Raw genomic sequence first — 21,731 nt, forward strand, 5'->3', positions numbered from 1 at the left:
CTGTTATATTTTTGAATTTCGCATGCTCAATGCAGTGACTAGCACTGACTAATGTCGCACAACATACTCTGATATTCCGTTTTCCAGACGTTTTTCAAGTCTGTTCCAGTCAGCGGCGGGCATTCTTACATCAACTACCCAGTCTCCCTGACTGTCGTATTCTTCACTAGCAATACAGTTTAGTTCGTACAACACGCCGCGCAATCGACTTTGTGCAGGCGGAATCTTTAATGTGTAATTCACCATACTTTTACCTAAACATTCGGTTAAAGCTTGGCTCAATAATTCCGTTCCTTCGCCTGTTTGTGCAGATAGCCACACTCTAACAGGCACGCCTTCGTCGTTTCTTTCTATACGCGGTTGAACGTCGTCTAGTTTATCAATCTTATTACAGATTAGTAATTGTTGAATCTCTCCAGCTTCAATTTCTTCAAGTACATCATTAACTTCATCCATGGTTTCGCGATATTTTGCATCAGCAATATCAACCACATGGAGCAGTAAATCTGCTTCTTGAGTCTCTTGAAGTGTCGCTTTAAACGCAGCAACTAGGTCGTGAGGAAGATGACGAATAAAACCTACCGTGTCGGCTAAAATAGCCGGCCCTACGTCTTTTAAATCGATTTTGCGTAACGTGGGATCTAGCGTTGCAAACAGCTGATCGGCAGCGTAAACGTGTGAGTCGGTAATGGTGTTAAACAGCGTCGATTTTCCCGCATTCGTATAGCCAACTAAGGATACCGTTGGAATTTCAGCGCGTTTGCGCGAGCGACGACCCTGCTCGCGTTGCTTTTGCACTTTTTCCAAACGACGAAGAATGGCTTTAATACGACCACGAAGTAGTCGACGGTCAGTTTCTAGCTGTGTCTCACCTGGACCGCGAAGACCAATACCACCTTTTTGACGCTCGAGGTGGGTCCATCCTCTGATGAGACGAGTTGAGATATGCCTCAACTGGGCTAGTTCGACCTGGAGCTTACCCTCATGTGTTCTTGCGCGCTGCGCAAAAATATCAAGAATTAGCCCCGTTCTATCTAACACCCGGCATTTACACACCGCTTCTAAATTACGCTCCTGAGAAGGAGAAAGCGCGTGGTTGAAAATAACAACGTTGGCATCGTGTGCTTTCACTGCCGCTGCTATTTCCTCTGCCTTACCTGAACCAACAAAAAACTTAGCATGAGGCGCACTGCGCGAAGTCGTAATAACTTCTACCGCATTAACCCCTGCTGAAGACACAAGTAATTCAAGCTCACTTAAGTCTTCTTTACTGTTCTCGTCGGAAAAATTAACATGAACAAGTACAGCCTGTTCACCGGCTTCATAACGGTCAAACAAGCGCGTTACCTTTTAAATTATTCACCTTTAGTATTTTCAGAATCTCCTGCGCTAGGCATTGTGATAGCGCGTGCTGGAACGACAGTAGAAATCGCGTGCTTATACACCATTTGGCTTACTGTGTTCTTCAGTAAAATTACGAACTGGTCGAAAGATTCAACCTGTCCCTGAAGTTTAATACCGTTTACCAGATAAATTGATACTGGAATACGTTCCTTACGCAAAGCGTTCAAGAATGGGTCTTGTAAAGATTGCCCTTTAGCCATTTGATATCCTTAGTTTTTATTATTCGTGATAGGAATTTCACTATCACTGCACGTCTAATATATACCACACTCAAACATTTAAAGTGTGACTTTCGCTGTAATTTTAGTCAAATTATCGTTAGCAAATGTGTCTAGCCATGTAACCTGCTCCCAGCCCCGTAACCACGTGAGCTGACGCTTGGCGAGCTGTCTTGTAGCGATAATGCCTCTTTCACGCATTTCTGCGTAACTCAATTGGCCGTCTAGGTACTGCCACATTTGTCTGTACCCTACCGAACGAATAGAAGGCAAATCTTCATGAAGATCACTGCGTTCGTAGAGTTTTACTACTTCATTCTCAAACCCTTGCTCCAACATCAAATCAAAGCGGGTCGCTATACGTTCGTGCAACACTGCCCTGTCTGCGGGCGCTATGGCAAATTGTGCAATGTTATAAGGGCACTTTTCACCCTCTTGTTGTTGCCAATGTGTCAACGTCTTGCCGGTACTTCTATACACCTCCAGCGCACGGGTAATCCGCTGTGGGTCGTTGGGGTGAATTCTCTCACCACTAATTGGGTCTACACCACGTAATTCATCGTGTAATTTAGACCAACCCAAGCGTTGTGCCTGCTGTGTTATTTCGTCCCGTATCTTTTCATCTGACTTAGGTAGTGGCGAAATTCCATTTATCAAGGCATTAAAGTACATCATTGTACCTCCAGCCAAAATTGGCACCTTGCCACGCGCTAAAATATCGCCAATAAGCGCATTAGTGTCGTTTACAAATTGCGACACCGAATAGCTTTGTGCAGGGTCGATAATATCAATAAGATGATGTACTACACCTGCTTGCTCTTCCTGCGTTGGCTTCGCAGTGCCGATGTCCATACCTTTATATACAAGGGCTGAATCAACACTAATTACTTCGCTTTCAACCTTGGCCGCTATATCAAGCGCCAAGCCTGTCTTGCCTGATGCCGTGGGGCCCATAATTGCTATTACTGGCAATGCAGAATTTATGCCATTGGACACCTTATTCTCCCCATACATCTAGCACTGAATTTAAGGGGCGCACTTTAGCAAATTGCTCAATAATTTCCCATTGTTTCACTTCGCTCTGCTGATCCAACCAGTACCACAGCGCATTTGATGTCTCTTCATCTAAAACATGTTCAGGCAAAACCAATGATTTTACGGCATCATCAAGTGAATTTACTTCATCATTTAGTTCAACTAATAAGAAGTATTCAAACCACTTGAGCCACGGCAAGTGCCTGGTGCCGGCCGGCACCTGTTGCAGCCGATATTTGCCAGCCACTTTATTCACTTCAAAATGCGCGTCGTTTAACAGTGTAACCAGTTGCTCATTGACATTATTGAGCGAAACAGCAACGGGCATTAACAACGGTTGCCCATGCTGCGCTTTTAAAAATAGTTCGCTTAACCAGATACTTGCAACTTTAGTTGCACAAAGAAGGTAAATTTTTTCTGATTTTGGGTAAATTCTACACTGGGAAGTTAGATTAACGTGCTCTACACCGGCTATTGGGTCTGCATTGTTGTTAATAATGTCGCTATTTGGCGTCATTAACGCATTGTAATTTGACTGATATGCCGCGCTTGGCCCTCGACTTTGCTTATGTGTAGCGCCACCACTTCGTCCGCCACTGGCACTCCCCGAGGATGTATTTCTTGGACTGCCTGTAAATTGCCCATAAGGCTGTGGCGCGCCTTGAGAGACTCCCCCCGTCGAGTAACGAGAAGACTCATTGAACGCCTGTGCATTATCCGACGTTTGATTCTGTAAAGGCCTAATGTAATCGTGTTCTACCTGAGAAGACATGAAATCTGAGCCCGAAGGACGGTTTGCGTCCATTCCTGATAAAGGCTGTTCGTCGGTCATGGCGTGCAGCGCATCACTCACGGTTTTACAGATAAAGTCGTGCACCAATCTGCCTTGTTGAAACCTCACCTCATGCTTGGCGGGATGAACATTTACATCCACATCTTTAGGGTTAACCGTTAAGTACACCACAAAGCTTGGTTGCTCCAGCACACCCCAAACGCTTTCGTACGCTTGGCGAATAGCGTGCATAATAAGCTTATCTCGCATGCCTCTGCCGTTAACAAAACTGAACTGGCAATCATTACTGCTGCGAAGCATGGCCTCATTACCTAGCCAAGCATCAATGTGAAGACCTTCATACTCAGTACTAATATGTACGGCGTTTTGAACAAACTTTTGTCCAACCACAGCGCCAATTCGGGTGGCTAAACTGCCTGCTTTGTCGGCGATAAAGCGCTTTGCTACTTTATCGTTGTGTTTTAAAACAAATGAAACCTTGGGATAGCTCAGTGCTATGCGTTTTATGACTTCTTCAATATGCTGAAATTCGGTTTTTTCGGTGCGTAAAAACTTACGTCTTGCTGGCGTGTTGTAAAACAGATCTGCCACGTCAATTGTGGTGCCAACAGGGTGGGCCGCTGGCTGGATATTTACCGCCATTTCCCTACCCTCACAATAGGCCTGCCACGCCTCACCTTGAGACTCAGTGCGCGATGTCAGTGTTAACCGGCTTACCGAGCTAATACTGGCCAGCGCTTCGCCACGAAAGCCAAGAGAGAGAATTTGTTCTAAGTCATCCAGCGTGGTGATTTTGCTGGTTGCATGGCGACTCAAGGCCAGCTGCAGTTCACTTTTGACAATGCCTGACCCATTGTCTTTTATTCGAATGCGTTTGTGGCCACCTTTTTCAATATCGACTTCTATTTTGGTGGCACCAGCATCAAGGCTGTTTTCTAGTAATTCTTTAACCACAGACGCGGGGCGCTCAACCACTTCACCAGCGGCAATCTGGTTTGCAAGTTGGGGAGATAAAAGCTGTATAGGCAAAGGACTACCCTATGATTTTAACTATATGGATTCGTGGCGATACGATATGTAAGTGCAATAAGTGCTGAAAAAGCCGATGAAACAAAACCTTGGTTTATGTTCTCGGAATATTTAGTACCTGCCCTACGCGTACAACATCACTTGAAAGATCATTCGCTGCTTTGATGCTGCTTACTTTTACATTGTAACGCTGTGCTAATAACGAGAGCGACTCGCCGCTTCTTACTTTGTGCGTTCGGTTGTTCGCCCTTTCTTGTGCCCACAGTGTACCATCAGGGGGAACTTGCTTGAAGTAACGCTTAGTCGCATTAAACATGGCATTCGCTAAGCGTTCGCGATGTTTTGACCAGTTCAGATTCTTCTCTTCTTGCGGATTAGAAATGAAACCAACTTCGACCAAAATAGAGGGGATGTCAGGCGCGGTCAAAACTGCAAAACTGGCGGCTTGTGGTTTTCTTTTATGCAGACTGGTCACCTGCTTTAGCTCTTCAACCACTTTATTACCTAAATCGTGGCTGGTTGCCATACTGTGATCCATCGATAAACCCAGTATGGTTTCAGTAAGATATCGCTCGCTTGATTTGTCATTGATCACTTCAGCTGCACCACCGAGTAATTCAGAGTGACGTTCAGATTTCTCTAGCCAGCGGCCTAATTCAGTGTCTGCTCTTCGCATGGATAGTACCCACACCGAACCACCTCGCGGTTGAGGCTGACTAAACGCATCGGCGTGGATGGAAATAAGCAAATCGGCTTTTTTCTCGCGCGCAATTTCAGGACGTCGATTAGGAGAGACATAATAATCATCGCCACGAGTCATGATGGCGCGCATACCTCGCTCTCGGTTTATCATGTCTTCCAGTTTTTTGGCGATACTCAGGGTGATGTGCTTTTCATAGGTACCAGCCGGACCAATTGAACCTGGATCATGACCACCATGCCCGGCGTCGATGGCGACGATAATGTCTCGGTCTCGGGCACTGGTAGAATCATCAATAACGACAGAGCCAGTTGATGCCGACGCTGATAACGTTGGCGTTGGCTTCGGCGCACTATCTGGTAAATCCACAACCAGCCTGTGTCCGTAAGCACCATCGGGGGTTACTGCAAATAACGAGGGCTTTGTATTTCTATTGAGCTCAACAACCACTCTGGCAGATGACTTGTTTTTCGGCGTGGAGTAGCGCAGCTTTTTAATCAAATCACCGCTGTTTTCAATACCAGAAAGCTTAGCGGTGTCGCTGGTGTTGTTAAGATCGATGACAAGCCGAAGCGGATTTTTGAGCGTAAAATAGGTGAACTCTGGCGCTGATTTCATATCGAAAACAACGCGCGTATTGTCCGGCGACGGCCATATCCTAACCCCGTCGATGTTATTTTGCGCACCGTGTGCGAATTGCACGACGAAACACAATAATAATACCGAAACTATACTGCGCACCATAATTAGCCTTTCTGTTATTGTTATGCTGCTCTCGTCAACTCCGGAGCGGCTATTTATTCAGTTTTTCTTTCATTTCGCATTTGCGCTAAACGCGCTTGCATTGCTGAAGCAATTTCGCACCGTGGGCACTTTTTGCTTCCAAATTAAACTGCCTACCCGATGGCGTAATATTTATACTAATCACTAAGTCTGGGGATGCCAAGTATTCGCCCCCTTTTTCCGACCATTCAATAAGCGCGACAGCGCCCGAATCAAAGTAATCGCGAATTCCCATGAACTCTAACTCTTCTGGGTCGGCTAAGCGATACAGGTCGAAGTGATAGATATTGACGCCGTCCAACTCATAAGGTTCAACCAATGTATAGGTTGGACTTTTAACGCTACCTGAATGACCTAAAGATTGAATGAAATATCGGCTAAATGTCGTTTTCCCTGCACCTAAGTCGCCGTTTAAATAAATAACAGCATCGGTAGGGAGTTGACTCGAAACGGCCTGCGCTAAATCTCTGGCAAGCTGCGCTGTATCATCTACTTCATTAGCAAAAAAAGAGGTATGCGGGTAAGACATCAACAATATTCCACGGTAATAGAAAGAAACACAGTAGATGCCTGCCCGTTCAAGACAAAACCACGCTAACTAGTGGTTTATAAGCGCACGTACTGCGTCAAACAAATCGCTCGCTATCATACCACGTTGACCATACAGTTGGGCAATATCATCGCCAGCCTTAGCATGAAGCACTACACCATATTTCGCTGCAATATCTGTTTCTACGCCTTGCGCGAGCAACGCGCCCAATATTCCGCTTAATACATCACCACTTCCTGCGGTAGCCATGCCAGGATTACCGTGACGGCAAACCCAGGTTTTCTTTTCATTGTCGATAAGCGTACCCGCCCCTTTTAGCACACAGACCGCATGGTATCGCTGTGAGCACTGCCTTGCGTAGTTAAAACGGTCGCTTTCTACATCATCAATAGAAACACCAAGTAAACGCGCAGCCTCGCCTGCGTGAGGGGTTAAAATACTGTCAGACAAGGTGTACGCGGTTGACTGCTGACACAACAGATTTAGCGCGTCAGCATCAATGACCACAGGCTTATTTTGGCTTTGACAGTGCTTCATGGTGGTTTCAAATGCGCCTTCTGCCCATTCATCTTGCCCAAGACCCGGTCCAATAACCACACAGGTTGCCCAAGCTAATGCATCTTCCAAATTAAAGTCGGTGACCATGAGTTCAGGTCTGCCTGCACTGACCTGAACGACTGACGACTCATGGGTATACACGCGTACCATGCCCGCACCACTTCTCAGTGCGGCTTCACTGGCGAGTCGAATGGCACCTGCTGTTCCGCGGTTACCGCCAATGCACAATAGTCGACCGTAAGTCCCTTTATGACTGTTAATCTCCCGTGGCCCCATACCTTTAAAGTGGTCGATATTTAGCATGGTCGCGCTCGCTTTAGCTAATGCTTGGAACGCTTTGCCGATACCCAAGTCCGCATACACCAACTTACCGCACGATTGTTTACCCGCACCAGTAACAAGCCCCGGCTTAATGCCCACAAAAGTAACGGTGATATCAGCCTGAACACATCGCCCCAGGCTCTGTCCTGTATTTGCATCAAGCCCTGACGGCACATCAACGCTTACTACCGGCGTTGATGACGCATTCACCGCATCAATGATGTCTGCAAACTCATTGCGAATATAGCTATTAATACCTGTACCAAGAAGCGCATCAATCACTACGTCAGACTTCTCGAGGAGCGCAGCGTCAAACCCATTGATACTGCCACCTGAATCGAGCCAGCGCTGTTGTGCTTTGCCAGCATCACCTTCCAGCGTACGTTCAGGCTCAACCGCACATAAATGCACTTGTTTACCCGCAAGTTTTGCGTTTATTGCTGCAATGTAGCCGTCACCCGCATTGTTACCTTGGCCCACCAGCACTAAGTAAACGTCTGAGTTTGGCATAAGCTCAAGACACTGCTTAAACACCACATCGCCGGCTCGTTGCATCAACGTGAACATATCGCAGCCCGAATCCGCGGCGGCTTGTCCCTCATTTTCCCTAACCTGATCGGCCCGAAATAATTTGTATGATAAACTTGATGTTAATTGAGTATCTAGCATGAGCACATGTCCGAATTTAGTTCTATCGACCTTGTTGAATTAACCAACAATATCAAGGCTTGGGGTACAGCGCTAGGCTTTCAGCAGGTTGGCATCAGCGATATTGATCTACATCAGCACGAGGCACACCTTCAGGAATGGTTAGACAATGGGTATCACGGTGACATGGCCTTTATGGAAAGTCATGGGATGAAGCGTGCCCGCCCTGATGAGTTGGTCCCAGGGACATTACGGGTTATAAGCGTTCGCATGAACTACTTACCTCCTGACGCCTCGTTTGCTAAGCATTTAAAAAAGCCAGAAATAGGATACATCAGCCGCTATGCATTGGGCCGTGACTACCACAAAGTGCTGCGCAAACGTCTGAAGCAATTGGGAGAGAAAATCACCGCATCCCTGGCGCATACCCAATATCGCCCGTTTGTAGACTCAGCCCCCGTATTGGAACACGCTATTGCTGAAAAAGCGGGTATTGGTTGGACGGGGAAACACAGCCTGACACTCAACAAAGAAGCCGGCTCTTGGTTCTTCTTAGGTGAGCTGTTCATCAATTTGCCATTACCCACTGACTCACCAATTGAAGAGGGTTGCGGCACCTGCACGGCGTGTCTAACCATCTGCCCGACCAATGCAATTGTTGCGCCTTATAAAGTAGATGCCCGTCGCTGTATTTCCTATCTCACCATTGAATCAGACAAAGATATTCCCGAAGATTTGCGCCCCATGATGGGCAATCGCATCTATGGCTGTGACGATTGCCAACTTGTTTGCCCTTGGAATCGCTTTGCCGATGTTACCAGTGAAGAAGATTTCCACCCGCGACAAGTACTACACGGCCAAAGTCTCAATGCGCTTTTCGGCTGGTCTGAAGAAACCTTCTTACGCAATACGGAAGGCTCTCCCATCAGGCGGATTGGCTTTGAGAAGTGGCAGCGTAATATTGCCGTTGCGTTAGGAAACGCTCCGTATGATGAACAAAGCATTCTGCTTTTGAAAGAAAGACGAGGGAGCGTGAGTGACTTGGTGGACAGACATATTGATTGGGCCCTTAAGCGGCAGCAAGAGAAGCAACAAGCGTCTGATGCAAAAAACAGGCAGCAAGCGCGGCTCATTCGCGTAATTGAAAAAGGCTTACCAAGAGACGCCTAACGCAGTACACGCTTGAATAAGGCATACCGCGAATTCATTTAGTTTAGGTATATAGGTTTTAGGCTTAACCCGCCGAAGCAAGCTGACTGTTTAAATCGGCCTGAGTGCTATTCCGATAACGCACACGAGCATTTGGCGAATGGGATGCGGCGAAAGAAACGTTAAGTTTGAGGCCTCGCTGTGCCACTTGCGTGGTTATGATGGGCGAGCCGAATTCCCACCACGGCTCCTGTTCCAATGCTTCAATAACTCGCGACAGCTCAGTTTCAGAACCGTCATACTCACCTGTTATTTCGCAATGTCCGTTCTCACATTTTACCGAGTCTAAAACAAAGCGCTCGTTGTTAGGCGGCAGCGCAAAAAACGTATTGAGTGAGCCTTCGGTTTTCGTGTAGAAAACCTCTGGCGCCATGATTTGGATATTCTCAGCAACGGGGGCAATATTCATCTCGTCGTTTTTCGTAACGCTTGTATCCAAGAGCACCGCACCTGCTTCATTTGAAACCAACTTGGCGGCGGGCTTAATAACTTTCAGCTCACTCGTTTCCGTGGCGCGAGAGCGCGCTAACACATTGGTTAGTCGCTCTTTTTCTGCATTGGATTCACTGAGTTGGTGTTGATAGCCAGAAAATTTATACCCTGCTATCAATGCAAACGCTATCAGCAACAACACAAGCCACGTTTTCATTTTACTTCCTTTATCGAAGTCGCTTACTTGTGATATTGCTTACTAAGTTCATGTACCGCATTAACGAACACACCTGCATTTTCAGGTGGTACGTCTAGATGGATACCGTGACCTAAATTAAATACGTGACCGCTACCTTCACCGTAACCTTCTAGAATGGACGCCACTTCTTGCTCAATTCTTTGCGGTTGAGCATACAGCATTGATGGATCCATATTACCTTGAAGTGCAACTTTATCGCCAATGCGCGCACGCGCTTCTTTAATGTCGATAGTCCAGTCTAAACCTACTGCGTCACAGCCTGTCGCCGCAATCGATTCTAGCCACATGCCACCGTTTTTGGTGAACAAGGTAACAGGTACTTTACGGCCTTCATTTTCTCGGGTCAGCCCACTTACAATGCGTTCCATGTACTGAAGCGAGAATTCTTTGTAGTCACGTGGAGATAACACGCCACCCCAAGTATCAAATACCATGACTGACTGCGCGCCAGCAGCGATTTGAGCATTTAAATACTCGGTAACAGAATCAGCCAGTTTTGCTAGTAACGCATGAAGCGTTGCTGGCTCAGCAAATGCCATTTTCTTGATTTTGGTAAAGGCTTTACTTGAACCACCTTCAATCATGTAAGTCGCGAGTGTCCAAGGGCTTCCAGAAAAACCAATTAATGGCACTTCACCTTTAAGCTCACGGCGAATAGTACGAACGGCATTCATTACGTACTGTAATTCACCTTCTGGATCAGGAAGGCCGATTTTATCCACATCCGCTTTACACGTGATTGGATTTTTAAAGCGAGGGCCTTCACCTGTTTCAAAGTAAAGACCGAGGCCCATCGCATCTGGAATGGTCAAAATATCCGAAAAGAGAATTGCAGCGTCGAGAGGAAAACGACGTAAAGGTTGTAGCGTCACCTCACATGCAAGTTCTGCATTCTTGCACAACGACATAAAATCGCCTGCTACTGCACGAGTCGCTTTGTACTCTGGGAGGTAGCGCCCGGCTTGTCGCATCATCCATACAGGTGTGACATCAACCGGCTGCTTAAGTAACGCACGTAAGTAACGATCGTTCTTTAACGCGGGCTTATCAACACTGGGGAAATTTTGCGACATATAACTCACCTAAATTACTGAAGATATTTGAGCGCGAAAGTATACCAGTATTCTTAACTAAGGTGTGCTAAAACCTGTATTAAAAAATCAATGTTTTAACGACAAATCGGTGTAGTGTCGATTATTAAAGACAAACAATACTTGAACATTACTTTAAAAAGACGCTTGCACTTAAAGTGAGTGTTTGCTATTACTATAACCGTTAAAGAAAAGAAGCCCTACATGGGACCGTGCTAAACTTATTGAAACCCTGCCTCGGCAGGGTTTTTTATTTGTCGCCGATTAGAGACACCGTTTCAGCAATTAATTGTCCTGCAATAGACACTTTCGGTGGAATAGTCGGCAGCGCATCTATATCAAACCATTGCGCATCATCTATCTCGTTCTCCTGACAACGAATTTCCCCTTCGTCATACTCGGCAATAAACCCGACCATTAAGGAATGTGGAAATGGCCATGGTTGACTATTGTAATAGCGCAAGTTTTTAACCTTAACGCCTACTTCTTCGAAAACTTCTCTGTGTACCGCTTGCTCCAGACTTTCACCACTTTCTACAAAGCCTGCAAGAGTTGAATACATATTGGATTCACGATGGCGAACGCCTTTGGCCAAAAGTATTTTTTCGCTGTCGTGTATAGAAACAATGATACAGGGAGACACTCTTGGATAACTGCGATGTTGGCAGCGGTGACAATGCATTGCCATTTCCCAGTCTACGCGTTCAGTCTTGGCTCCACATTGCCCGCAAAATTGATGAGTACGCAAGAAGTGGATGTATTGCCAGGCTCGCCCAATAACGGAAAAGGCAATATCGTATTCGGCAAAAAGAAGCTGTCTAAGCGATACCCGTTCCCAACCGGGTTCGTCAACATGCTCAGCGCCCAAATCAACAACGTATACGGGCAGGTCTCTATGTGCCGTCTCATTGAGCGGCGGAAGTTGATGAATTTCATCGACATAAGATGCTAAAAATGGAATATCACTCAGGTAAGCAACGGGGATAGACTCAGACGATTCTTGTACTACAATTTTGCCGCGACTAAAAACCACCCACAGGGCTTGCTGAGCAGCTAGTTTCGCCTCATCCAACTTTATCATCATTGCACATCACTCCTGTTCTTTAATGCTTCATACTACACTAAATACTGAGCGTATAGATCGCCACCATACATTTTGAAACGAACTTTTTCGCGCAAAATTTGTGTCGCTAGTGCACAGTGTTATACTGAAACTTATTGTCGCTAAACGGGTAACACATCAAAATGTTGCAACAGTTAGAAAGCGTTAAATCAAAATGGGGCGGGAAAAGCCAGGTTATTGACCGCTGGTTAATGGACAGACAGGCACTGTTAGTTTCTTTCTGTGAACTAGCAGGTATTAACAAGCGAAGCGAGTGTTTACCTGACCCAGATGAAATAGACAACTTTTGCAGCGCATTACTCGATTATTTGTCGGTAGGACACTTTGAGGTTTTCGATATGTTGGTTGAAAACGACAATGAAGGCCTTGCACTACGAGATAAACTTTACCCCAGATTGACAAAAACCACTGACGCAGCACTCGCATTTAATGATACGTTTGCACAAGCAGTAACGCCCGAGCAGGCAGCTGAATTTGACTCAGCGCTAGCCAAGCTTGGTGAGACATTAGAAGAGCGTTTTGCCTTGGAAGATGAGTTAATAGCTCATGTACACACTAAAAAACGTGATCCAGAAGTGACGCTTTAATATAACAATGAAAGTCGAGTTTACGGTTATCATCAATGAACAAAACCACACTTATTCATAAGGCACGGGCTTATTGCGAGCAACGCGGCGCCAGATTCACACCGCTTAGAGAAAAGGTGTACGAAATTCTTGTTTCAAAGCACGGCCCTATGGGTGCTTATGAACTACTCGACTCTCTGAAAGAAACAGAGTCTAGTGCTAAACCTGCAACAGTCTATCGCGCCCTTGATTTTCTTCTCGATTTTGGGTTCATTCACCGTTTAGAGTCTACCAATGCGTTTGTGGCCTGCTATCATTTTGGCTGTAACCACCCTGTTCAGTTCCTAATTTGTGACAGCTGTGGTGATGTTGCTGAAATTCAATCTGAAGGTCTTCAAGAGACCCTTGATAGCCAAGCAAAGCAACACGGATTCAAAGTATCGAAACAAACTATAGAGGCCCATGGATTATGTGCCGATTGTCAACAAACGGAAGATCACGCTGCCCAGGAGAGTGTACATGAATGCTGATTTTGTGAACCCGTTTATTGCTGGTCTTTTGAACGTGCTTGAAACCATGGCTCAAACTAAATTGACGCCGGGCAAGCCCAAGCGCAAACAAAGTGATATCGCCAAAGGCGATGTATCGGGGTTAATTGGCATGGTGGGCCCTGACGTTCGCGGCTCTATGTCTATTACTTTTGACGAGTCTTTGGCCCTGACCATAATGGAGAGAATGGTGGGCGAGCGCCCTGAGAAGCTTGATGCAGAAGTAGGCGACATGGTTGGCGAAGTTACCAACATGATTTGCGGTAACGCAAAACGAGACCTTGCTGAGCGGGGTTACGAGTTTGGAATGGCAACACCCATCGTTGTATCAGGAAAGCAACATACGATTAGTCACCAGGTTGATGGTGCTAAAATTATTCTTCCTTTCATGTGCGACGAAGGATTAGCGCATTTGGAAATCTGTTTTGACAAATAATTTCTGGCAGTCTGAAAAAATTACACTCGACAGCTACCCGAGAGGATTTCACCTGATAACACAGCAGGTGGAATCTGCACTACCCAGTATTCGTCATGTTGAAGTCGGCCTTTTGCACCTATGGCTTCAGCATACAAGCGCTAGTTTGACAATCAATGAAAATGCCGACCCTACAGTGAGGCATGATATGGAAGCGTTTTTCACCCATAGTGTAAAAGAAGAGCTTTCTTTTTTCAGGCATACTTATGAAGGTAAAGATGATATGCCTGCTCACTTAAAATCGAGTATACTAGGGTGTCAACTTACTATACCTGTCCAACAAGGCAAGCTTGCACTTGGCACGTGGCAGGGTATCATGCTCGGCGAACACCGAGATCATGGTGGAAGACGAACAATTATTGCCACATTACAAGGGATCGCAGCCTAACCCATATTATAAATGGCACAATTTGTGCTAGCGTTAAACGTTAAGCACAACACAAAATTATCAAAAATCGATAATCACTCAACGTTAAACAGGATGTGACTATGAAACAACACTTTAAAATGGCAGCGCTATCTCTTGCTGTAATTTCTGCAACTAATGCATTTGCACAAGACTCTTCTGAGCCAGAGTACAAAAACTGGTTTGGTATTTCAGGTATGCATTACAACACTGACGAATCGCGTCCGCTTTCTCTTACTGAAGGCGAAGTATATGACGACGGTTTAGGTGCGACATTCGAATACGGATTCCGTTTCACTCAAAGCTGGGCTGCACGTGTAGAGTTCACAAAATTGTCTGTAGACTTCCGTGACGGCGGTGATGAGAGCGGCGAAATGACTGGCGTAGATGCTATGTACTTTATGCCAAACGATGCATGGTTCGTTTTTGGTGGTGTTAAACGCCAATCAGTTGGTGATTCAACGACACTTGGTAACATCGGTATCGGTAAACACTGGAAAGTAGGTGAAACTGCTCGCCTAATCACAGAAATCGCGACATACCACGATTTCGGCGAAAGCTATAACGATTACAGCGTTAAAGTAGGTCTTGCAATTCCATTTGGTAAGAGCACACCTTCTGCGCCTAAAGACAGCGACAACGATGGCGTTGTAGATAGCAAAGACCAGTGCCCAATGACACCAGCAGGTGTTCGTGTTGACGCAAATGGTTGTAGCATCGATGATGATAACGATGGCGTTCTAAACAACGTTGACCAGTGTCCTAACACTCCAGCTGGCACTAAAGTAGATGCAACTGGCTGTGCAATTAAAGATTCGGACAACGACGGCGTTGTAGACAGCAAAGATATGTGCCCAGATACACCAGCTGGCGTAAAAGTTGATGCAAAAGGTTGTACAGTATTTGACGAAGAGACGGTAGAAATCACACTACGCGTTCTATTCGACAACGAAAGTGCTGTAGTTAAAATGCCAAAAGATCCAGAAATCTCTGAATTTGCTGAGTTCATGAAGCAGTATCCTTCAACAACTGCGGTAATTGAAGGTCACACTTCTGCACCAGGTAGTGAAGCTTACAATATGGACCTTTCTAAGCGTCGTGCTGCGAACTTCAAAGAAGTAATGGTAGACATGTACGGTATCGAAGGTTCTCGTTTAGAGACTATCGGTTACGGCGAAACTCAGCTTCTAGACAATGGTAAGAATGCTGAAGCACACCGTGTTAACCGTCGCATTTCAGTGACAGTTAAAGACACAGTGAAAGTAGCTGAAGAAAAGTAATTCATTGTATATGAATTGAAAAAGGCGCCCTACGGCGCCTTTTTTGTGTCTGAAATACTTTAACTTGTTAACCCTTAAAATGTAGACCGTGGCCACGGTCGAAGCCTTTAGTCGCTAAAAGAGGGGCTAATATTCGTCGGCTATGGCAGGGCCTGCATAGTTGTCAAATCGTGAGAATTGGCCTTGGAACGTAAGTCGACAGGTACCAATTGGGCCGTTACGCTGTTTACCAATAATAATCTCTGCAATTCCCTTATACTCACTGTTTTCGTGATAAACCTCATCACGATAAATAAACATAATAAGGTCGGCATCCTGCTCGATTGAGCCAGACTCACGAAGGTCAGAGTTTACAGGACGTTTATCGGCGCGTTGTTCTAGCGTACGGTTAAGCTGTGAAAGAGCAACTACCGGCACTTCAAGCTCTTTAGCCAATGCTTTCAATGAGCGAGAGATCTCTGCAATTTCCAATGTTCGGTTATCGCTAAGAGAAGGTACGCGCATCAACTGAAGATAATCCACCATGATTAGACTGATTCCGCCGCGTTCGCGAGCGAGTTTTCTTGCGCGACTTCGCACGTCCATTGGTGTAAGGCCTGATGAATCATCAACAAACAAACAATCTTTGTCTTTAAGCATCGCCATGGTGTTGGAGATACGTGCCCAATCTTCATCATCCAGCTGAGCAGTACGAATTTTGGTTTGGTCAACGCGGCTTAATGACGCCAACATACGCATCATGATTTGTTCTGAGGGCATCTCAAGACTGAAAACAAGTACAGGTTTGTCTTCCGCCATCATGGCGTTTTCAATCAAGTTCATGGCGAAGGTGGTCTTACCCATCGATGGACGAGCCGCCACGATAATAAGGTCAGAGGGCTGCATACCACTAGTCATTTTGTCTAGGTCGGTAAAGCCGGTAGTAACACCGGTAACGTCTTTATTGGTTTTCACCAATTCTTCTAGACGGTCAATGGTCTTCCCTAAGATAGACTCGACATCGCGAGGACCTTCGTTTTCACCAGTTCTTCGCTCGGCAATTTCAAATACTTTACTTTCGGCCAGGTCAAGAATGTCTGCACTGTCACGGCCTTCGGGGTTGTACCCAACTTCCGCTATTTCATGCGCCACGCCAATAAGCTCACGGGTTATCGCGCGCTCACTGATAATTTGCGCATAAGACACAACGTTCGCAGAACTTGGCGTGTTTTTGGCAAGTTCACCTAAGTAGGCAAAACCACCGGCATCTTCCAGTTCATCATGCTTTTCCAGCTCTTCTGATACTGTTATAAGATCTATTGGCTGGCTACTGTTTAGTAGTCGAGTGATAGCACGAAAGATAATTTGGTGTGAGCGATTGTAGAAATCGTTATCGGTAACAAGCTCCGCGACTTTGTCCCAGCTTTCAGGGTCAATAAGCATGCTGCCCAAAACAGATTGCTCAGCCTCAATGCTATGAGGTGGAACCTTCAATTTTTCAACATTCTTATCGTTTTTAGACGCAGACGCCACGAGTGAAACCTATTCCAATGCACAAAAGTCAGTTGGATATTATGCGCTTTTAACGTCCATCACTCAACAAAGGAAGTCGTCATTTTGTTGCGAAAGCGCAAAAAGACAACATCGTTTAAAGCGTTTTCTCCAGCTTTAAAAACGTACCATCAACCAAGGTGTAGGCGCTGCCACCTTCCTGAAAAATGAGTGTAGAACCCATGATTGCTGAATTATCAAGGCACGACAAACTTACTTCAGTAATCTTGTCGTCGCTAAAGCCGAGCGATGATGGAGAGGCTTTAAAAGCAGCATAAAAACCTTGATTACTGATATTTTTCGTTGAATACACCGGTGACTCACAAAATGCCTGATCGAGTTTAGCCGAGTCTGAAGCATAGGTTACCGAGCGACCCAAGAACTTTTCTGACTCTATTGATGAGTGAGCTGAAACACCTACATTATAGGCCTTAGTCACCACCCAAGTACCTTCGTAATAAGCGGGTTCCTGAACAGCACAGCCTAGCGTAAATGCGCATATTCCAAACGCACCAATAATTAGACTATGAAATCGCCAAAACCTTTTGACGTGTCCAACAATACTCAATTTAACCTCCAATCAAAAAATAACAAACCATGTGATGATGTGGGTGAAGCGTGCAGGTCCGCTAACTTGTAACTAAGAGCCATTAAAACGCACTTTTGTTACTTACAAACGCTCAGCTACACATTTTTAGCGACCAAACAAAAAAAGCTGCGATCATTCGCAGCTTTTCATTAATCACCACATGTCTGATTAATAAATGTGGACTAAATTCATTTTTTCAACCTAAAGTTTCAATTGTGTTGCCTATAGCTTATTCAGTTTTGGTCTATTTCAATTCGCCCGTGTACCGTAGAGATGTCTACATTTGCAGCCCCACCGTTGTGGATAAAGCGTAGCCAGCTACCTGGGCCATATTTAGGCTTTTGCGACTTTTCATCACTGATATTGTTTACTATGTTGCCGCCAGCGTGCGTCTCAATATCAAATTGTGCCGATACGCCATCTTGAAAAACAAATTCCATCGCACCGCCTACAGAATTCGCTTTTACGCTACCGTTTTTATTAAGACCTAAACTTGCGTAAGTCCTTCCATTAACCGTATTGATTTGCAGTACGTCCACCGCTTGAAGTGACACATCGATTCGACCGTTGACGGTTTCTACTGATACGTCTGGGCTATCGGAAGTGATGTCGAGCTTGCCATTAACTGACGCAAAACTTACTGGCGTGTTTCCTGAGTGTGACGCTTCAATTTCGCCATTCACTGTTTCCGCCTCTAAACGGCCTCTCACATTCTCAAGCACGATATCGCCATTAACCGACTCAACTTCAACCCGCTCACCTATGTTTTTAAGGGTTACGTCGCCGTTTACCACCTCAACATCTACTGCTTTTGTTATACCTTCTGCAATAAGATCAGCATTGACCGCGGTGTAGTGGAGGTCGCTTGCTGAAGGTATGTAGATAACAAGGTCGTCGCCGTCTTTTCCTTTATTAAACCAGCTCTTTGAGTGGCGCTCGACTTCAACGTGTATAACCACAACATCTCCGCGTCTTTCAAAGATGAACTCTTCAGTTTGATCGCCCAGTTCACCGGTGACACGAACCTGAGACTTATCCCAAACTCGGATATCTGCTTTTCCGTTGATGTGCTCAATGTCCACTTTCGGCGAAGACGATGTGTCGATGGTCTTATCTACTTTTTCTCCTGCAAACGCCGCAGTAGCGATACTTAGCAGCGCAGTAGTAAGTAATACCTTGGCCCCCAAAGGTGCCATGAACGTATGCAAAAATGTGCTTTTCGTATTTATATTCATCTTTAAACCCTTATTAAATTTGCTGCCACTTTGGCGCGTGCACTCGCTCAATTAAGGCAATCTGCTGTTGATATACGTGATGCAGCATTTTGATTAATGCTGAGTTGTCTGGATCGTCCTTTAATGCCGCTTTAATAACATCTGCAGCATCGTCCAATTCTTTTAATTGCTCTTGCCAATCTTCAGTTAGCGCCGTTGTACTTTCATAACTAGCAAGAAGACTATTCACTTGTTGTTGCTGCTGCATACTCATTGCGTCAATCAGGGCATAGCCATCGCTTCGACTTTCATCAGCTTTAAACGCAAAAGGAGCCGCAAACCACAATACAGTAACTAAACAAACGCTTGCGGCTATTGCCATCCACTGTTTTGATGTAACCGTAGATGATGAAGCGTCGTCTTGTGAAGCGTCGCCTTGCTGCGATGTTATGCCGAGTTCAATACCTCGCCACAAATCTCGTTCTGGCTGCTTCTCTTTCGATATCTCAGAAATATGCTGAGCAAGCTTGTCGTCAAAATTACTCATCATCGACTCCCATAAAATCTTTCAATAATTGCTTAGCACGGAAAAATTGTGCTTTGCTTGAGCCCACTGCCATGTTCAACATGCTGGCAATGTCTTCATGTCTGTAACCTTCAATTGCATGGAGGACAAAAACCATTCTGGCTCGCACGGGTAAGCGAATAACTAGTGCTTCTAAATCCACATCGGTGCTGTTTTCTTCAGCCGGCATCTCGTTAATGCCGCTGCTTTCCAAGTTAAACATGCGCTGCACCCACCCTTTCTGCTTACGCATATAAGAGATGGTAATGTTTGCCGTAACGCTGTGTAACCACGTGGAAAATTGACTTTGCCCATCAAAATTACCCAATTTTTTCCATAGCTGAATAAAGACTTCTTGCGAGGCATCTTCTGCCATTCCCTTTTCACCTGTAAGCCGGTAACAAAGCGCGTAGACTCGCCCAATATGTTCATCGTAAAGGGACCGAAACGCCTGCTTATCGCCCTTTTTCGCTTTAGATATCAGCTCATTTTCGCTTTTATTACCAAACACCACATTGGCGTGTACAACACGTTGTTGTGTGTGTTCCATTCTTTTCTCTTTGTTATTTGTGGTGCTGATTAGCATTAGCACTTGTTAGTGTTATAAGGTTAGTCGTACCCTATAGTAGAAAGGTTTAAATGCACAAAAATATTTTTTGGAGATGCCATGTCTACCTCATTTTCTGTTAACGCTCTGTTTGCTGGAAAACCTCAGCCGCTAGGCCCTCGTGGGGCACCAAGCAGTATTGTTAAAGCCCCCGTCGACGCGTTAACGGTGCATATGGACAGAACCGATGAAGACGAACAGGCCAACAAACGGCTTCACGGTGGACCGGAGAAAGTGCTGCATCAGTTCAACCCGACCAACTATCTGACATTAAGAAAGCATTTTCCTGAAGGCGAATTTTCGCTGGGCAGCATTGGCGAAAACATCAGTGTAGAGGGCATGGACGATGCTACCGTTTATATTGGCGATATATGGAAGTTCGGCGAGGTAGAACTGCAAGTAAGTGCACCCCGTGCCCCTTGCAATAAAATCTCGCAACGCTTCGAAGTGCCCAATTTAGATAGATTTGTCGGAGAAAGAGGTATCACTGGCTGGTATTACCGGGTTATTAAAACCGGAACCATCAGTGTTGGCGACGAAGTAACACTACTGCACCGTGAGGACGATACCGTTAATGTTCACACTCTAATGCAGTGCGCACACACGAAAGCCGACAAAGCATTGGCTGAAAAGCTAGCTAAGCTGGAACCGCTTGATGATGAGTGGCGCGGAAAATGCCAGAAAATTGCGGGTAAGGTGGCGAATAAATAAACCACTGTTGTGAGGGTTTCGCTTAAAAAGACACTTTCTCACCTTCATTTAAAATTACCCAAGGCATAGCGGGGTCTAGTTGCTGCTTCATTTTCATCAGTCGAAATAACGCAGAATGTGAGGTTTTGTCGCCCATCATCCAACTGGCATTTCCATATCCCCAAGGCACTACGGCTTTACAGCCTAGGTCTTGGGCCGCAACAATGGCATCTTCTGGCGTAGTATGTACCTTGCGATACCATTTAGGTGAGGTTTCGCTGAAATAAGACGCTATAGGTAACAGGCAAACATCTATTTCCCCAAAGCGCGCTTTAATATCCTTGAAGTGCGGTGAATATCCCGTATCACCCGCAAAGAACAATGTTTTGCCTTCACTCTCAAATAACCAACCACCCCACAGTGTCGCATTGTCGTCCTCGTACAAATAAGGCACCCAAATTCGGTTACTGAAATGATGGGCAGGCACGAAGTGAATAGAGGTTTTGCCTACGTTTTTGCTGGTATACCACGCCATTTCTTTAATGGTGTAGCCTCTATTAGGGAAGTGCTCTGCGAAACCTAACGGAACAAGATATTCGGGCTTTGTGCCTAATTCGGCAATATCGGCTTTATTGAAATGATCATAGTGAATATGGGAATAAACCACAGCATCGGTTTGTGCGAGTTTGTCTTCACCTACCTCAGCGGGTTCGTTACGGCTGAACCCCTCCGCCAATCGAAAAGCCCAATTAACGGGCCAATCAAACTGCCCAAACACAGGGTCGATAAGTATTTGCTCACCACTTGCGGTGTTAAGTAAAAAACTGGCGTGCCCTAACCAGGTAACGGTAAACCCGGTGTTCGATTTCACTGTCGGGTTGTTGCCAACGAACTGACAATTTTGCATGTCACTTTCACATTCAATATCGGCAGACGCTGGGTAGCAATCATTAGTACACGTCACAGGGTATGCTTTAAAACCGTCGTAAATATTGCTGAATCTGTCCTCATAACCCGGCTCATTGGTGTACTTGATTACAGCATTGCTCTCTTCAACTCTCGTCACTTGATTAGGTGCTGCACACCCAGCTAGCATGTAGGTTGTTAT

23 protein-coding genes are annotated in these 21,731 nt (G+C 45.5%); 7 read left to right on the forward strand and 16 right to left on the reverse strand.

Annotated features, from left to right (window positions below; genetic code table 11):
- Positions 1–48: 48 nt before the first annotated feature.
- From hflX to F0261_RS03130, 7 genes are all read right to left on the reverse strand, one after another.
- A complete protein-coding gene (gene hflX, locus F0261_RS03100; RefSeq protein ID WP_014951091.1) occupies positions 49–1,338 on the reverse strand; it encodes a ribosome rescue GTPase HflX in 1,290 nt (429 codons plus the stop codon).
- Between the two features lie 17 nt (positions 1,339–1,355).
- The gene (hfq, locus tag F0261_RS03105) at positions 1,356–1,604 is read right to left on the reverse strand and encodes an RNA chaperone Hfq (RefSeq protein ID WP_014951092.1); all 249 of its coding nucleotides are present in this window, start codon (positions 1,602–1,604) and stop codon (positions 1,356–1,358) included.
- A 78-nt stretch (positions 1,605–1,682) separates the two neighbouring features.
- The gene (miaA, locus tag F0261_RS03110; RefSeq protein ID WP_051129072.1) at positions 1,683–2,576 is read right to left on the reverse strand and encodes a tRNA (adenosine(37)-N6)-dimethylallyltransferase MiaA; all 894 of its coding nucleotides are present in this window, start codon (positions 2,574–2,576) and stop codon (positions 1,683–1,685) included.
- Positions 2,577–2,619: 43 nt separating this feature from the next.
- The gene (gene mutL / locus F0261_RS03115; RefSeq protein WP_049585703.1) at positions 2,620–4,479 is read right to left on the reverse strand and encodes a DNA mismatch repair endonuclease MutL; all 1,860 of its coding nucleotides are present in this window, start codon (positions 4,477–4,479) and stop codon (positions 2,620–2,622) included.
- 94 nt (positions 4,480–4,573) lie between these two features.
- The gene (locus F0261_RS03120) at positions 4,574–5,923 is read right to left on the reverse strand and encodes an N-acetylmuramoyl-L-alanine amidase (protein WP_049585701.1); all 1,350 of its coding nucleotides are present in this window, start codon (positions 5,921–5,923) and stop codon (positions 4,574–4,576) included.
- Positions 5,924–6,008: 85 nt separating this feature from the next.
- Complete coding sequence (gene tsaE, locus F0261_RS03125) at positions 6,009–6,491, reverse strand: tRNA (adenosine(37)-N6)-threonylcarbamoyltransferase complex ATPase subunit type 1 TsaE (protein WP_171337186.1); 483 nt, start codon at positions 6,489–6,491, stop codon at positions 6,009–6,011.
- A gap of 69 nt (positions 6,492–6,560) precedes the next feature.
- The gene (locus tag F0261_RS03130; RefSeq protein ID WP_171337187.1) at positions 6,561–8,060 is read right to left on the reverse strand and encodes an NAD(P)H-hydrate dehydratase; all 1,500 of its coding nucleotides are present in this window, start codon (positions 8,058–8,060) and stop codon (positions 6,561–6,563) included.
- A 6-nt stretch (positions 8,061–8,066) separates the two neighbouring features.
- Between F0261_RS03130 and queG the strand changes: the two genes are divergently transcribed.
- Positions 8,067–9,209 (forward strand): tRNA epoxyqueuosine(34) reductase QueG, encoded by a 1,143-nt coding sequence (gene queG / locus F0261_RS03135; protein ID WP_014980562.1) that lies wholly within the window; start codon positions 8,067–8,069, stop codon positions 9,207–9,209.
- A 64-nt stretch (positions 9,210–9,273) separates the two neighbouring features.
- On the opposite strand, the gene F0261_RS03140 is transcribed toward queG, so the two are convergent.
- From F0261_RS03140 to nudC, 3 genes are all read right to left on the reverse strand, one after another.
- Entirely contained in the window at positions 9,274–9,897 is a 624-nt protein-coding gene (locus F0261_RS03140) for a hypothetical protein (protein WP_171337188.1), read from the reverse strand.
- A 23-nt stretch (positions 9,898–9,920) separates the two neighbouring features.
- The gene (gene hemE / locus F0261_RS03145) at positions 9,921–11,012 is read right to left on the reverse strand and encodes a uroporphyrinogen decarboxylase (protein ID WP_014951100.1); all 1,092 of its coding nucleotides are present in this window, start codon (positions 11,010–11,012) and stop codon (positions 9,921–9,923) included.
- A gap of 268 nt (positions 11,013–11,280) precedes the next feature.
- The gene (gene nudC / locus F0261_RS03150; RefSeq protein WP_081334030.1) at positions 11,281–12,114 is read right to left on the reverse strand and encodes an NAD(+) diphosphatase; all 834 of its coding nucleotides are present in this window, start codon (positions 12,112–12,114) and stop codon (positions 11,281–11,283) included.
- A 161-nt stretch (positions 12,115–12,275) separates the two neighbouring features.
- Between nudC and F0261_RS03155 the strand changes: the two genes are divergently transcribed.
- The 5 genes from F0261_RS03155 to F0261_RS03175 all read left to right on the forward strand — a co-directional run bounded on the left by F0261_RS03155 (position 12,276) and on the right by F0261_RS03175 (position 15,428).
- On the forward strand, positions 12,276–12,740 hold the full coding sequence (locus tag F0261_RS03155; protein ID WP_014977657.1) for an Rsd/AlgQ family anti-sigma factor: 465 nt from the start codon (positions 12,276–12,278) through the stop codon (positions 12,738–12,740).
- 35 nt (positions 12,741–12,775) lie between these two features.
- Positions 12,776–13,249, forward strand: coding sequence for a transcriptional repressor (locus F0261_RS03160; protein ID WP_014951103.1), 474 nt, complete (start codon positions 12,776–12,778; stop codon positions 13,247–13,249).
- Positions 13,239–13,703: a chemotaxis protein CheX gene (locus tag F0261_RS03165; RefSeq protein ID WP_014951104.1), complete on the forward strand. Its 465-nt coding sequence runs from the start codon at positions 13,239–13,241 to the stop codon at positions 13,701–13,703. The genes F0261_RS03160 and F0261_RS03165 overlap by 11 nt, the downstream gene beginning before the upstream one ends.
- A complete protein-coding gene (locus tag F0261_RS03170; RefSeq protein ID WP_171337189.1) occupies positions 13,693–14,130 on the forward strand; it encodes a secondary thiamine-phosphate synthase enzyme YjbQ in 438 nt (145 codons plus the stop codon). The genes F0261_RS03165 and F0261_RS03170 overlap by 11 nt, the downstream gene beginning before the upstream one ends.
- A 101-nt stretch (positions 14,131–14,231) precedes the next feature.
- Positions 14,232–15,428, forward strand: coding sequence for an OmpA family protein (locus F0261_RS03175; RefSeq protein ID WP_075177285.1), 1,197 nt, complete (start codon positions 14,232–14,234; stop codon positions 15,426–15,428).
- A 126-nt stretch (positions 15,429–15,554) separates the two neighbouring features.
- On the opposite strand, the gene dnaB is transcribed toward F0261_RS03175, so the two are convergent.
- The 5 genes from dnaB to F0261_RS03200 form a co-directional block, all read right to left on the reverse strand.
- Positions 15,555–16,940: a replicative DNA helicase gene (gene dnaB / locus F0261_RS03180; protein WP_014951107.1), complete on the reverse strand. Its 1,386-nt coding sequence runs from the start codon at positions 16,938–16,940 to the stop codon at positions 15,555–15,557.
- Positions 16,941–17,055: 115 nt separating this feature from the next.
- Positions 17,056–17,526 carry a hypothetical protein gene (locus tag F0261_RS03185; RefSeq protein ID WP_171337190.1) on the reverse strand — a complete coding sequence of 157 codons (471 nt, stop codon included), beginning with the start codon at positions 17,524–17,526 and terminating at the stop codon, positions 17,056–17,058.
- 254 nt (positions 17,527–17,780) lie between these two features.
- Positions 17,781–18,782, reverse strand: coding sequence for a DUF4097 family beta strand repeat-containing protein (locus tag F0261_RS03190; protein ID WP_171337191.1), 1,002 nt, complete (start codon positions 18,780–18,782; stop codon positions 17,781–17,783).
- Positions 18,783–18,795: 13 nt separating this feature from the next.
- Entirely contained in the window at positions 18,796–19,308 is a 513-nt protein-coding gene (locus F0261_RS03195) for a hypothetical protein (RefSeq protein WP_014977659.1), read from the reverse strand.
- Complete coding sequence (locus tag F0261_RS03200; protein WP_171337192.1) at positions 19,301–19,876, reverse strand: RNA polymerase sigma factor; 576 nt, start codon at positions 19,874–19,876, stop codon at positions 19,301–19,303. The genes F0261_RS03195 and F0261_RS03200 overlap by 8 nt, the downstream gene beginning before the upstream one ends.
- 117 nt (positions 19,877–19,993) lie before the next feature.
- Here F0261_RS03200 and F0261_RS03205 point away from each other — a divergent pair, with 117 nt between their 5' ends.
- Entirely contained in the window at positions 19,994–20,644 is a 651-nt protein-coding gene (locus F0261_RS03205) for an MOSC domain-containing protein (protein ID WP_171337193.1), read from the forward strand.
- Between the two features lie 22 nt (positions 20,645–20,666).
- Here the strand turns inward: F0261_RS03205 and F0261_RS03210 are convergent, their stop codons facing one another.
- Positions 20,667–21,719 (reverse strand): MBL fold metallo-hydrolase, encoded by a 1,053-nt coding sequence (locus F0261_RS03210; protein WP_171337264.1) that lies wholly within the window; start codon positions 21,717–21,719, stop codon positions 20,667–20,669.
- Between the last annotated feature and the right edge of the window lie 12 nt (positions 21,720–21,731).

Source organism: Alteromonas sp. 07-89-2, from assembly GCF_013113925.1.
In the GTDB taxonomy this organism is placed as follows: domain Bacteria; phylum Pseudomonadota; class Gammaproteobacteria; order Enterobacterales; family Alteromonadaceae; genus Alteromonas; species Alteromonas macleodii.

Coding starts and splice junctions, on each gene's coding strand:
- F0261_RS03195 (WP_014977659.1), bottom strand. CDS start 19,308: ATGAGTAATTTTGACGACAAGCTTGCTCAGCATATTTCTGAGATATCG.
- hfq (WP_014951092.1), bottom strand. CDS start 1,604: ATGGCTAAAGGGCAATCTTTACAAGACCCATTCTTGAACGCTTTGCGT.
- F0261_RS03130 (WP_171337187.1), bottom strand. CDS start 8,060: ATGCTAGATACTCAATTAACATCAAGTTTATCATACAAATTATTTCGG.
- F0261_RS03165 (WP_014951104.1), top strand. CDS start 13,239: ATGAATGCTGATTTTGTGAACCCGTTTATTGCTGGTCTTTTGAACGTG.
- F0261_RS03200 (WP_171337192.1), bottom strand. CDS start 19,876: ATGGAACACACACAACAACGTGTTGTACACGCCAATGTGGTGTTTGGT.
- F0261_RS03190 (WP_171337191.1), bottom strand. CDS start 18,782: ATGAATATAAATACGAAAAGCACATTTTTGCATACGTTCATGGCACCT.
- F0261_RS03155 (WP_014977657.1), top strand. CDS start 12,276: ATGTTGCAACAGTTAGAAAGCGTTAAATCAAAATGGGGCGGGAAAAGC.
- tsaE (WP_171337186.1), bottom strand. CDS start 6,491: ATGTCTTACCCGCATACCTCTTTTTTTGCTAATGAAGTAGATGATACA.
- F0261_RS03205 (WP_171337193.1), top strand. CDS start 19,994: ATGTCTACCTCATTTTCTGTTAACGCTCTGTTTGCTGGAAAACCTCAG.
- F0261_RS03140 (WP_171337188.1), bottom strand. CDS start 9,897: ATGAAAACGTGGCTTGTGTTGTTGCTGATAGCGTTTGCATTGATAGCA.
- F0261_RS03210 (WP_171337264.1), bottom strand. CDS start 21,719: ATGCTAGCTGGGTGTGCAGCACCTAATCAAGTGACGAGAGTTGAAGAG.
- F0261_RS03160 (WP_014951103.1), top strand. CDS start 12,776: ATGAACAAAACCACACTTATTCATAAGGCACGGGCTTATTGCGAGCAA.
- miaA (WP_051129072.1), bottom strand. CDS start 2,576: ATGGGCCCCACGGCATCAGGCAAGACAGGCTTGGCGCTTGATATAGCG.
- F0261_RS03175 (WP_075177285.1), top strand. CDS start 14,232: ATGAAACAACACTTTAAAATGGCAGCGCTATCTCTTGCTGTAATTTCT.
- F0261_RS03120 (WP_049585701.1), bottom strand. CDS start 5,923: ATGGTGCGCAGTATAGTTTCGGTATTATTATTGTGTTTCGTCGTGCAA.
- hemE (WP_014951100.1), bottom strand. CDS start 11,012: ATGTCGCAAAATTTCCCCAGTGTTGATAAGCCCGCGTTAAAGAACGAT.
- queG (WP_014980562.1), top strand. CDS start 8,067: ATGTCCGAATTTAGTTCTATCGACCTTGTTGAATTAACCAACAATATC.
- nudC (WP_081334030.1), bottom strand. CDS start 12,114: ATGATGATAAAGTTGGATGAGGCGAAACTAGCTGCTCAGCAAGCCCTG.